Raw genomic sequence first — 11,677 nt, forward strand, 5'->3', positions numbered from 1 at the left:
GTTCCGCACCGATCGACCACAGTGACGGACCGGCCGGCGCAACCCTGTACGCCCTGCGGTATTTTTATGAATCGTCAGGACGTCGAAGGGTCAGTAGCCCACTTATGCAAGAGCAATTCGCCCCCACCGGCGGAACAGAACCGTCCGATACCGAGCTGGTCGCGCGTATCCGTGCGGCCGCCCGGACCGGCGGCCCGGCGACGGCTGATCCACGTGGGGCGGCAGTTCCGGACGGAACGGCCGAGGAAGCCCTCGACGAGTTCCACCGCCGGCACTACGCCGCCGTATTGGCCTACGCCCGCACCTGCTGCGGATCCTCCCAGGCCGCGGCGGATCTGGCGGCGGAAGCCATCGCCGGCGTCCTGCACTCCCCCGGCCCGGGAGACGCGCCGACGGACTGGCAGGCCAGCTTGCTGGCGGCGGTACGCCACACCGCCGCCGTCTGGCACCAGGGCCCCCGAAGGACCGAGCTGCGCGACGACTTCGCGTCCTGGCCGGCCGGGCGGCATCCGGGGGAGGGCTCCGGTCCGTCCGACACCGGGCAGGTCTCCTTCACCGGGCAGGTGTCCTTCACCGGACACCTGCCCCTCACTGGCGACGAACCCTCCGACTCCGTCCGCCCCCTGGGGATGAACCCCTCCAACGGGCCGCGCAAGGCCCAGGGGTCCCGACTCGCCCCGGCGCGCATCGCCGTGCTCGCCGCCGCCGTGGCCGTCGTGGCCGGGCTTGCCATATCCGTCGGCCCGCTGCTCGGCCCGACGCGCCACCAGGCCTCGGGCGCCGGCCCCGGAGGCGTCGGCCACTCTTCGGCTCCCACTCCCGACCGGTCGCCGACGGCGTCTCCCGAGAAGTCGGCGACCGCCTCCCGCTCGGCGTCGGCCACACCGACCGCCGGCCGCAGCACGGCGTCGAAGCACCCGAGTTCCCGGCCCTCGAAGTCGGCCACCCGGTCGCCCTCCGCACCCCGGGGCCCCGAGGACAAGCCGCCACCCGCCCACACCACCGCGTTAACCGCCCGGCCGTGGAGCTCCAGCCAGAACGCCTGGGGGCCGGTGGGACAGAACCGCAGCATCGACGGGCGTCCCCTCACCATCGCGGGGATCGGCTACGTCGAAGGCCTGGGGGCCCACGCCAACAGCGAGATCACCTACCAGCTCGGCGGCGCCTGCTCCGCCCTCAGCGTGGACGTGGGGATCGACGACGAGGTGGGCGCGAACGGCTCGGTGGTCTTCCAGATCTACCGGGACGGCACGCTGGTCGCCGACAGCGGGCTGATGACGGTCGGCCAATCCGCGAAGCATCTCACCGCGGACCTCACCGGCGGCAGCGAGCTACGACTCGTGGCCACGGACGCAGGCAACGGGAACAACTCCGATCACGCCGACTGGGGTGGGCCGCTCATCACGTGCAGATGAGCGGCCGCCTGCCGCGGACGGCCGCGGCAGGGCTGCCCCGCACTGTCTGACGGGCCTCACTGCTGCGCGGGCCGCGCCGTCCCACCCCTCACGCGTCGTCCGAAAGCAGCCGCAGCGAGATCGAGTTGATGCAGTACCGCTGGTCCGTCGGCGTCGGATACCCCTCGCCCTCGAAGACGTGCCCGAGATGCGAGCCGCAGCGCGCGCAGCGCACTTCGGTCCGCGTCATTCCGTGCGACGTGTCGGGCACGAGTTCCACGGCGTCCGAGTCGCGTGCGTCGTAGAAGGACGGCCAGCCGCAGTGGCTGGCGAACTTGGTGTCGGAGCGGAAGAGCTCGGCGCCGCAGGCGCGGCAGGAGTAGACGCCCTCGGTCGTGGTGTCGGTGTACTCGCCGACGAAGGCGGGCTCGGTGCCGGCCTGGCGGAGCACCTGGTACTCCGCGGGGGTCAGCTCGGCGCGCCACTGCTCGTCGGGCTTGTCGATCTCGTACGGCATCGGGGGCCTCCTTGGCTCAGTTGCCCAGGCGGGACAGGATGGCGGGGCCGAGGTCGGTCACATCGCCCGCGCCCATGGTGAGAACAAGGTCACCGGGCTTGGCCATTCCGGCGATGACGTCCGGGACGGCGGCCTGGTCGCTCTCGGGGGTGACATCGGCGCCCGCGGCGCGCGCGGCGTCGATGATCAGGGTGCTGGTGACGCCCGGGATCGGGTCCTCGCGGGCCGGGTAGATGTCCAGGACCACGGAGGCGTCGGCGAGGGCGAGTGCCTGGCCCATCTCCGTACCCAGCTCCTGGGTGCGGGAGAAGAGGTGCGGCTGGAAGACGACCAGCACCCGGGAGCCCTCGGCGGCGCCGCGGATGGCCTCCAGGTCGGCGGTCATCTCCGTGGGGTGGTGCGCGTAGGAGTCGATGACCTGGACGCCGGCCGCCTCACCCTTGAGCTGGAGGCGGCGCTTGACGCCGGTGTACTTGCCGAGTGCGGACGCGAGGTTGTGCGGCGGGAGCCCCAGGGCGACGCCGGCGGCCAGGGCGGCGACGGCGTTGTGGGCGTAGTGCCGGCCCGGGACGGAGACCGTGAAGGTGAGGATCTTTCCGCTGGTCAGGGTGACGGTGACGTCGCTGGTCAGGCCGCGGGGGTTGACCTTGAGGATGCGGACGTCGGCGTCCGCGGACTCGCCGTAGGTGACGACCTCGATGTCATGACGGCCGGAGATCCGTTCGGTCAGCTCGCGGGCGCCGGGGTGGTCGGCGGCGATGACCAGGGTGCCGCCGGGGCGGATGCGGCCGACGAAGGTCTCGAAGGACTCGTAGATCTCGTCCATCGAGGCGTAGTTGGCGTGGTGGTCCAGCTCCACGTTGAGGATGATGGCGACCTCGGGGGCGTACTTGTGGAAGCTGCGGTCGCTTTCGTCGGCCTCGGCGACGAAGATCTCGCCGGCGCCGTGCTCGGCGTTGGATCCGGGGGCGTCGAGGTCGCCGCCGATGGCGTAGGACGGCTTGAGGCCGAGGGCGCCGAGGGAGACGGCGAGCATGGAGGTCGTCGTCGTCTTGCCGTGGGTGCCGGCGACGGCGATGGGGCGCAGGCCCTCCATGAGGGAGGCGAGCGCGTCGGAGCGGTGGACGACCGGGATGCCGCGTTCCTGGGCGGCGGCGAGCTCGGGGTTGTCGGGGCGGATCGCGGAGGAGACGACGACGCTGGTGGCGTCCTCGGCGAGATGCCCGGCGGCGTGGCCGAGGTGGACCGTGACGCCGAGGGCGCGCAGGGCCTGGGCGGTCGCGGAGTCCTTGGCGTCGCTGCCCGCCACCCGGGCGCCGCGCTGCGCGAGGATCTTGGCGATGCCCGACATACCGGCTCCGCCGATACCGATGAAGTGCGGCCGGTCCATCGAGGCTGGGATGGCGGGTGCCATGGTGCGTCTCCCTGATCGTCGATCATCGCGAGCGGTGTGCTGCCGTTCGGTCGTGCTGTCGATGATTCTCGCACCCGGCACCGACAGCGCCGGTCCGTGGACCCGGCCGGCACCCGACGCCGGGGGTCGGCGGCGGTGGTCAGCGGCGGATCAGGCCCTGTGCGGTGGCGGCGGCGACCGCGGACGTACGGGAGTCCACGCCCAGCTTGGCGTAGATGTGGACGAGGTGGGACTTGACGGTCGCCTGGCTGAGGAAGAGCCGCTTGCTGACCGCCGCGTTCGAGTGGCCCTCGGCCACGAGCTGGAGGACCTCCGTCTCGCGCCGGGAGAGCGCGGTGGCGGGGGTGCGCAGCCGGTCCATCAGGCGCAGCGCGACGGTGGGGGCGAGCGCGGACCGCCCGGCGGCGGCGGTGCGGACCGCGGCGGCCAGCTCCTGGGGCGGGGCGTCCTTGAGGAGGTAGCCGGTGGCGCCGGCCTCGATGGCGGCGAGGATGTCGGCGTCGGTGTCGTAGGTGGTCAGGACGAGGACGCGGGGGCCGCCGGGGCGGGCGGTGATCTCGGCGGTGGCCTGCGAGCCCAGCATCCGGCCGCCGAACTGGAGGTCCATGAGGACCACGTCGACGTCGCACTCCGCGGCGAGGCGGACCGCCTGCTCGGCGGTGGGGACATCGGCGACGATCTCGAAGTCCGCTTCGGTCTCCAGGACGGCGCGCAGCCCGGCGCGTACGACGGGGTGGTCGTCGGCGAGCAGCAGCCGGACGGTGGTGGCCGGGACGGTCACGAGGCGGCCTCCGGGGCAGCGTCGGGGGCGGGGCAGGGCAGGGTGACGGCGATCGCGGTGCCCTCGCCGGGGGCGGACTCGACGGCCAGCGTCCCCTGGAGGGCGCGGGCCCGGGCGCGCATCGCGGCGAGGCCGAAGCCGGTGCCCGGGGCCGCGGCGGAGCCCGGTGCGGGCACGTCGGCGGGGCGGAACCCGGCACCGTCGTCGACGACGTCCAGCGCGACCTCGGTGTCCATGTAGCTGAGGGTCAGCTCGACGCGGCCGGCGGCGGCGTGCCGGACCGTGTTGGCGAGCGCGGACTGGGCGATGCGCAGCAGGGCGACCTCGTGCGGGGTGGGGAGCACGAGGGGCGCGCCGGAGACCTGGCAGTGCACGGTGAGACCGGAGCTGCGGGCCGTGGTGGCGCAGAGCCGCTCCAGGGCGGCGGGCAGCGACCCCGCCTCCAGGGCGGGCGGGCTGAGCGCCTGCACGAAGCGGCGCGCCTCGGCGAGGTTGTCGACGGCGGTGGTGCGGGCCTGCCGGACGTGTCCGAGGGCCGTTGTGGGCTGCTGGGGCAGGACGCGTTCGGCGGCCCGCAGCAGCAGTTGGATGCTGGACAGCCCCTGCGCCAGGGTGTCGTGGATCTCCCGGGCCAGCCGCTCGCGCTCGGCGAGCCGGCCGGCGGCGCGTTCCGCGGCGGCCAGCTCGCTGCGGGTCGCGGTGAGCTCCTCGATGAGGCGCCGGCGCTGCTCGCTCTCCCGGTAGAGGGCCTGGTAGCCGAGGACGACGGCGACCGCGACGGCGGCGCCCAGGAAGGGGCCGAGCACCGTGCCGACACTGAGGGTGTGGGTGTGCCAGCCGAATCCGGCGACGGCGGCGAGGGTGGTGGCCGCGACGGCGGGCAGGGACCGGCGCAGCGGCAGCAGATGCAGCTGGACGAAGAAGAGCGGGAAGGCCAGCCAGACGCCGTCCGGGGTGAGGGCGAGCAGCGCCAGCCACACCAGGGTGACGGCCGTGAGCCAGCCGGCCGCGGTGCGGGCGGAGCTGCGTACGCGGGGAATCCGGGTGCCGAGCGCGAAGAGGGCGAGCAGCACGGCGGCGGTGGCGAGGACGGCCGGGGCATTCGGGGCGCGCCCGGCCACCGCGCGGACGGCGGCGAGCGCGAGCAGCGCGGCCACCATCAGATGCAGGCAGCTGCGCAGGGCCCGCAGGACGGGGGTGAGGGAGTGTGCGGTCACGGCTTCTTCGGTCACGGCCCCCTCAGGCTAAGGGCGCTCCCCGCCTGCGGCATCAACCAAAGGGTTGACCTCGGGGCACACCTTCCGGCGCCGGCGGACCACTCCCCCGCGCGATGCCCGGACGCCGCCCGGCAGGCGACGGTTGGTCCGGCCGCCGGGCGCTGGGTCCGGCGCCCGGAAGCAAGGAGGGCACCGCCTGTGTTCGTGGCCTGGAGGGACCTGGGATTCGCCAGGGGACGGTTCGCCCTGATGGGCACCGTCATCGTGCTGATCACGGTGCTGGTGGGGCTGCTGTCGGGCCTGACCGCCGGCCTGGGCCGGGAGAACACCTCGGCGATCACCGCGCTGCCCGCCGATCACCTGGTGTTCTCGGCGCCCGCCGACGGCAGCGGCCTCGCGTTCACCGACTCGCGGCTGTCCGCGCGGACCGCGGCGGCCTGGGCGCGGGTGCCGGGCGTACGGAGCGCCGAGCCGCTGGGGATCGCGCCGGCGAAGGCCGAGGCGGGCGGCCGGAGCGCCGCGGTGTCGGCGTTCGGGGCGCGGCCGGGTTCCGGGCCTGCGCCGGAGGGGGTCGGGGACGGGGCGGTGGTGCTGTCCAGGAAGGCCGCAGCGGAGCTGGGTGTACGGGCCGGTGGTTCCCTGACGCTGGGCGGCCGGACCTGCACGGTTGCGGCGGTGTCGGGTTCGGCGATGTACAGCCATACGCCGGTGGTCTGGATGTCGCCGGCGGACTGGCGGAAGGCGGCCGGCGGCTCCGGGGCGGGCGGCGGATCCGGGCGCGCCCCCGGGGCGGATGCGACCGTGCTCGCCCTGTCCACCACCGGGTCGGCCGATCTGGCCGCCGCCGACGCACGGCTCGGCACCAGGACCGTCCGCACCGGCGACGCGCTGGAGGCCATCGGCTCGTACCGCGCGGAGAACGGCTCCCTCCAGCTGATGCGCGGTTTCCTCTTCGCGATCTCCGCGCTGGTCATCGGGGCGTTCTTCACGGTGTGGACGATCCAGCGCAGCGGTGATGTCGCGGTGCTGAAGGCGCTGGGCGCCTCGACCGGCTCGCTGCTGCGGGACGCGCTCGGCCAGGCGGTCGTCCTCCTACTGCTCGGGACCGGCCTGGGCAGCGCCGTGGTGGCCGCGGTGGGCGCGGGGATCGACTCCGCGGTGCCCTTCGTACTCGCCCCGTCCACCGTGCTGCTCCCGGCCCTGATCATGACCGCGCTGGGCGCCGCCGGCGCCGCGCTGGCGATCCGCCGCATCACCTCCGTCGACCCGCTGACCGCCCTGGGAAGTGCCCGATGAGCCTCGAACTGACCGATGTCACCCTCACCTACCCCGACGGCGACGCCCGGCTGACCGCATTGGACGCGGTCTCGCTGACCGTGTCTCCGGGCAGTCTGACGGCGGTGATCGGACCGTCCGGCTCCGGTAAGTCCAGTCTGCTCGCGGTCGCCGCCACGCTGATCCGCCCGGACCGCGGACGGGTGGTGCTCGACGGCACGGACACCACCGGGCTCGGCCGCGCGGAGCTGACGGCGCTGCGCCGCACGACCGTCGGCACGGTCTTCCAGCAGCCGAATCTGCTGCCGTCGCTGACGGCCGCCGAGCAGCTCCAGGTGATGGCCCATCTGGACGGCCGCTCACCCCGTAAGGCGCGGGGCCGGGCGCTGGAGCTGCTGGCCGCGGTCGGCATGGACCGGCTGGCCGGCCGGCGGCCGCATCAGCTGTCGGGCGGTCAGCGGCAGCGGATCAACATCGCGCGGGCGCTGATGAACGAACCGGCGGTGCTGCTGGTGGACGAGCCGACCAGCGCCCTGGACCACGAGCGGGGCGCCGCGGTACTCGATCTGCTGGTCACCCTCACCCGTCAGCGCGCGACCGCGACGGTGTTGGTCACCCACGACCCGGCGCATCTGGACGCGGCGGACGAGGTCGCCGAGGTGCGCGACGGCCGGCTCCGCCTGCGGACCGGCGCCCGCCCCTGATGGCGGCCGCTCAGCCCCCGGCGGACTGCTGGGGCTGGTCGTCCGCCGCGTGCGAGAAGAGCTTGAGGACCGGGACGCCGACCATGTGGCGGGCGCGGGACGCCCAGTCGCGGTGGAAGAACTCCTCGACGAAGTGCGGGGTGGTCAGCACGATCACCTCGTCCGCGCCGGTCTCGTCGACGATGGAGCGCAGCAGGTCCAGCGGGTGGTCCTCGACCACCTGCCCGACGGCCTCCGCGCCGGTGGCGCGCAGCGCCTGCAGCGTGTGTGCCAGGGCCACCTCGGCGGGTGCCTCCGCCTGGGCGCCGCCCGGTTCCTCGCCCTCCCGTACGGCGTCGTCGAACTCGCCGAGGGCGACGTCGTCGATCGCCCGCAGGAGGACGTCCTGCTTGCCGCGCGGCTGCATGAGCACGACGAACGAGATCCGGTCATCGCCGTGCAGCGTGGTCACGAACTCCACGTCGGCGGCCGTCAGAGGCTTCTCGATCATCAATACGCTCGTGAACACGACGGACGCCCTTCTTCTCCTCGGGGCACCGCATCGCGCGGAGCCCGACAGAAACCATCCGCCCCGTCGCCACACGGGGCCTGTTGGCTCTAAGTGTGCCCAACGGAAGCTAAGCGGAACAGACAATTCCGCCGATTGTCACGTCCGGCGGTACCGAGTGAACAGGAACCCGTCCTCCTCCAGCACCGATGCCAGGGCGAAACGCTCCGGAACCGGGACGGCCGGCCCGTTCATGATCCTCGGGGCGTCCCCCACGGCCACCACGGGGGCCAGCGACAGACACATCTCGTCCAGCGCACCGGCCGCGGCGAACTGTCCCAGGAGCCTGGGCCCGCCCTCCGTCAGCAGCCTGGTGTGCCCCCGTTCGGCCAGCACCCCGGCCACCCGGGCGGGATCGACGCCCAGGCCCCCCCCGGCGAACAGCACCTCGGCACCCGCGGCCCGGGCCGCCGCCACCCGGTCCGCCGGTGCGCCGGCGCCGGTCAGCACGAGGGTGGGCACCACCGGCGCGGTGAACAGGGGCAGCGTGAAGTCCAGCCCGAGACCGGCGGTGACCACGGCGATGGCCGGGGCCGGGCCCTGGCCGGCGGCGGCCCGGTGGGCGGCGAACACCTCCCGGGCGCGGGCCGGGCGGTAGCCCTCCTGCCGCACCGTTTCCGCCCCCACCACCACGGCGTCCGCGAGCGCCCGCAGCACCCCGAAGATCCGCATGTCGGCGTCGCCGGAGAGCGGTTGCGAGCGGCCCCCGTGGTGGGCCGCCCCGTCCAGGGAGGACACCATGTTGGCGCGCAGCCAGCCGGGGCGGCCCGCGCGCACCGGATCGTCCGCCGCCGGATACGCATAGGCCTGTGCCAGCTCGGCCGGCGTCCACGGCCGGTCCACCGGGCCGACCGCCCCCACCTCGGCATTCCCGGTCTCAGGGGTCGGCACGGGCGGGGCGGGGAGAGGGAACAGGCGTCGCATGGCGGCAGTGTGACATGCCTCGCTCACCGGACCGACGCCTCCCGCACAGGAGATAGGCTGGAGCGCTGTGTCACCTTCCGAGTCCTCTTCTCCGCAGCCCGCCCCGACGGCCGTTCCGCCGGCCGACGGGGACGCCGCGACCCCCGCCGCGCTGACCGCCCGCGCCCCGCACGTCCCGGCCGAACGCCTGGTTGCCGAGATGGTGCCGCCGCCGCGCTTCCAGGGCGCCCGCTTCGACACCTACATTCCGGACCCGAAGCAGCCCAGCCAGGCCGAGGCCGTCCAGGTCCTGAGCGACTTCGCGGAGAGCATCGAGGGCGGGCGGGCGACCCCGGAGAAGCGTCGCTGGTTCGCCAGGAAGCCGGCGGCGCCCAAGGGCCCGCGCGGCGTCTATCTGGACGGCGGCTACGGCGTCGGCAAGACCCACCTGCTCGCCTCCCTGTGGCACGCCACCCCCGCCCCGGCGGAGCGCAAGGCCTTCGGCACCTTCGTCGAGCTGACGAACCTCGTCGGGGCACTCGGCTTCCAGCAGACGGTGCGCACGCTCGGCGAGCACCGGCTGCTGTGCATCGACGAGTTCGAGCTGGACGATCCCGGTGACACCGTCCTGGTCTCCACCCTGCTCGGCAAGCTGGTGGACGCCGGTGTGGCGCTGGCCGCCACGTCCAACACGCTGCCCGGCAAGCTCGGCGAGGGCCGCTTCGCCGCCGCCGACTTCCTGCGCGAGATCCAGGGGCTGAGCGCCCAGTTCCGTCCGCTGCGCATCGACGGCGAGGACTACCGCCACCGCGGCCTGCCCGAGGCGCCCGCCCCGTACGACGACGAGACGGTCACCCGCGCGGCATACCGCACGCCCGGCGCCTCGCTCGACGACTTCCCCTCCCTGCTGGAGCATCTGTCCACGGTGCACCCCAGCCGCTACGGCGCGATGTGCGACGGCATCGAAGCGGTCTGCCTCACCGACGTCCAGGCGGTGCCCGACCAGTCGACGGCGCTGCGCCTGGTCGTCCTCGCGGACCGGCTCTACGACCGCGAGGTGCCGGTGCTGACCTCCGGCAAGGCCTTCGACGAGCTGTTCAGCGAGGAGATGCTGCGCGGCGGCTACCGCAAGAAGTACTTCCGGGCGATCTCCCGGCTGACGGCGCTGGCGCGCGACGCGGGCGCCCTGGTGGCCGACGGCTCCCGGTAGGCGGTACGGCGGCGCGCCACCCGGCCGTGCCCGTCGCGTGGTTCCCGGCGCCCCGGCTGCGTGGTACACACGGCGGGTCACGTCACCTGTCCGCCAACAGGGAGCCGCCATGTCCGCGACACGACGTCAGATCCTGGCCCGCACCGGTGCGTTGGGGACGGCCCTCGCCTTCTCCGGAAGCCTCACGGAGCTCTTCGCGGGGACCGCGACCGCCCAGGGCATGGGCCGGCGCGGCTACGGCCCGCTGGTCCCCGACCCGGACGGCCTGCTCGACCTCCCCCGGGGCTTCCGGCACCGGGTGCTCTCCCGGGAGGGCGACCCGCTGCTCTCCGGGGAGGGCAAGGTGCCCGGCAACTGCGACGGCATGTCGGCGTTCCCCGGCCGCCACGGGGGCACCCATCTGGTCCGCAACCACGAGAACCGTACGCACTCCCGCCAGGCCGTCCCCAGAGTCCGCGGGCTGACGTACGACCCGGGCGGCGAGGGCGGCTGCACGGCCCTCGCACTCGACCGGGACAACACGGTGCGCTCCGAGCGGGTCGCCCTCGCCGGGACCTCCACCAACTGCGCGGGCGGCCACACCCCTTGGAACACCTGGCTGACCTGCGAGGAGACCGAGTTCCGGGCGGGTGAGGAGAACTACACCAAGGACCACGGCTTCGTCTTCGAGATCGATCCGTACGACCCGCGGCGCACCGGTGCGGTCCCGCTGACCGCGATGGGCCGCTTCTCGCACGAGGCGGTCGCCGTCGATCCCGGCACCGGCACCGTCTACGAGACCGAGGACGCCTTCGACAAGCCGTTCGGCCTCTTCTACCGCTTTCTGCCCAAGAAGCCGAGGGGCGGCCGCGGTTCCCTCCGGGCCGGCGGCCGGCTCCAGGCGCTGCGGGTCCCCGGTGTGCCCGACCTCTCCGCCATCCAGCGGCCCGGCACCGTCTTCGACCACGTCAGCTGGGTGGATGTGCCCGACCCGCTCGCCCGCGAGACCCCGATCCGCTTCCAGGACTTCGGCCCCGGGGGCATCACCCACGCCCAGAAGCTGGAGGGCTGCTACTGGGGTGGTTCCTGCGTCTACTTCGTCTCCAGCTTCGCCCACCGCTCCGCCGGCTCGACGGCCGACCACTACGGCCAGGTGTGGAAGTACGACCCGAAGAAGCGGCAGCTGACCCAGGTCGTCGTCTTCGGCCCGGACACCGACCTCCAACTGCCCGGCGAATCACCCGACAACATCTGTCTGGCACCCAGCGGCGGCCTGATGGTCTGTGAGGACGGCGACGGCGCCCAGCACGTCTTCGGCCTCACCCGGCGCGGCGCGGTCTATCCGATGGCGCGCGGCCGGCAGAACATCGGCACCCCGGAGAAGCCGGAGTGGGGCGAGTTCGCGGGTGTGACGTTCTCGCCCGACTTCCGGACGATGTACGTCAATTGCTATACGCCGGGGACGACGTTCGCGGTGACCGGGCCTTGGCACCACTGAGGGCGGGGCGAGCTGGGCTGATGCTGCGGCGGGCCCGCTGACGCCGCAGCGGGTGGGCTCACGCCGCAGCGGGTGGGCTGGCCCGGCGGCGGGTGGGCTGGCCCCGCGGCGGGTGGACTGGCCCCGCGCGGTACGGGGCGGCTGGGAGTCGGGCGAGCGTAGGCCGGCGTGGGGCTGGTCGCGCTGCTGGCCGACCCGCGCTCCAATGACCAGCGGGTGGCCATCCCGGTCCTGCCCG

Annotated in this window: 11 protein-coding genes; 5 read left to right on the forward strand and 6 right to left on the reverse strand. The window is 73.9% G+C overall.

Features of this window, described 5'->3' with window-relative positions:
- Positions 1 to 104: 104 nt before the first annotated feature.
- Entirely contained in the window at positions 105 to 1,415 is a 1,311-nt protein-coding gene (locus EST54_RS22190; protein WP_129249479.1) for an NPCBM/NEW2 domain-containing protein, read from the forward strand.
- Positions 1,416 to 1,503: 88 nt separating this feature from the next.
- Here the strand turns inward: EST54_RS22190 and msrB are convergent, their stop codons facing one another.
- The 4 genes from msrB to EST54_RS22210 all read right to left on the reverse strand — a co-directional run bounded on the left by msrB (position 1,504) and on the right by EST54_RS22210 (position 5,338).
- Positions 1,504 to 1,911: a peptide-methionine (R)-S-oxide reductase MsrB gene (msrB, locus tag EST54_RS22195; protein ID WP_129249481.1), complete on the reverse strand. Its 408-nt coding sequence runs from the start codon at positions 1,909 to 1,911 to the stop codon at positions 1,504 to 1,506.
- A gap of 16 nt (positions 1,912 to 1,927) precedes the next feature.
- On the reverse strand, positions 1,928 to 3,325 hold the full coding sequence (murC, locus tag EST54_RS22200) for a UDP-N-acetylmuramate--L-alanine ligase (protein WP_129249483.1): 1,398 nt from the start codon (positions 3,323 to 3,325) through the stop codon (positions 1,928 to 1,930).
- Between the two features lie 139 nt (positions 3,326 to 3,464).
- Positions 3,465 to 4,106: a response regulator gene (locus EST54_RS22205; protein WP_129249484.1), complete on the reverse strand. Its 642-nt coding sequence runs from the start codon at positions 4,104 to 4,106 to the stop codon at positions 3,465 to 3,467.
- The gene (locus EST54_RS22210; protein WP_244942589.1) at positions 4,103 to 5,338 is read right to left on the reverse strand and encodes a sensor histidine kinase; all 1,236 of its coding nucleotides are present in this window, start codon (positions 5,336 to 5,338) and stop codon (positions 4,103 to 4,105) included. Before EST54_RS22210 ends, EST54_RS22205 begins: the two co-directional genes overlap by 4 nt.
- A gap of 183 nt (positions 5,339 to 5,521) precedes the next feature.
- Between EST54_RS22210 and EST54_RS22215 the strand changes: the two genes are divergently transcribed.
- A complete protein-coding gene (locus EST54_RS22215; RefSeq protein WP_129249488.1) occupies positions 5,522 to 6,619 on the forward strand; it encodes an FtsX-like permease family protein in 1,098 nt (365 codons plus the stop codon).
- Positions 6,616 to 7,302: an ABC transporter ATP-binding protein gene (locus EST54_RS22220; protein ID WP_129249490.1), complete on the forward strand. Its 687-nt coding sequence runs from the start codon at positions 6,616 to 6,618 to the stop codon at positions 7,300 to 7,302. Before EST54_RS22215 ends, EST54_RS22220 begins: the two co-directional genes overlap by 4 nt.
- Before the next feature lie 10 nt (positions 7,303 to 7,312).
- Here EST54_RS22220 and EST54_RS22225 read toward each other — a convergent pair whose 3' ends face one another.
- Together EST54_RS22225 and EST54_RS22230 are read right to left on the reverse strand one after the other, a co-directional pair.
- Entirely contained in the window at positions 7,313 to 7,810 is a 498-nt protein-coding gene (locus EST54_RS22225; protein ID WP_129249492.1) for an indole-3-glycerol phosphate synthase, read from the reverse strand.
- A gap of 138 nt (positions 7,811 to 7,948) precedes the next feature.
- Entirely contained in the window at positions 7,949 to 8,773 is an 825-nt protein-coding gene (locus EST54_RS22230; protein WP_129249494.1) for a pyrimidine reductase family protein, read from the reverse strand.
- 67 nt (positions 8,774 to 8,840) lie between these two features.
- Between EST54_RS22230 and zapE the strand changes: the two genes are divergently transcribed.
- A complete protein-coding gene (zapE, locus tag EST54_RS22235) occupies positions 8,841 to 9,962 on the forward strand; it encodes a cell division protein ZapE (protein WP_174857493.1) in 1,122 nt (373 codons plus the stop codon).
- Positions 9,963 to 10,071: 109 nt separating this feature from the next.
- Positions 10,072 to 11,439: an alkaline phosphatase PhoX gene (locus EST54_RS22240; protein WP_129249495.1), complete on the forward strand. Its 1,368-nt coding sequence runs from the start codon at positions 10,072 to 10,074 to the stop codon at positions 11,437 to 11,439.
- Positions 11,440 to 11,677: the final 238 nt, after the last annotated feature.

It is taken from the genome of Streptomyces sioyaensis (genome assembly GCF_004122735.1).
Classification (GTDB): Bacteria; Actinomycetota; Actinomycetes; order Streptomycetales; family Streptomycetaceae; genus Streptomyces; species Streptomyces sioyaensis.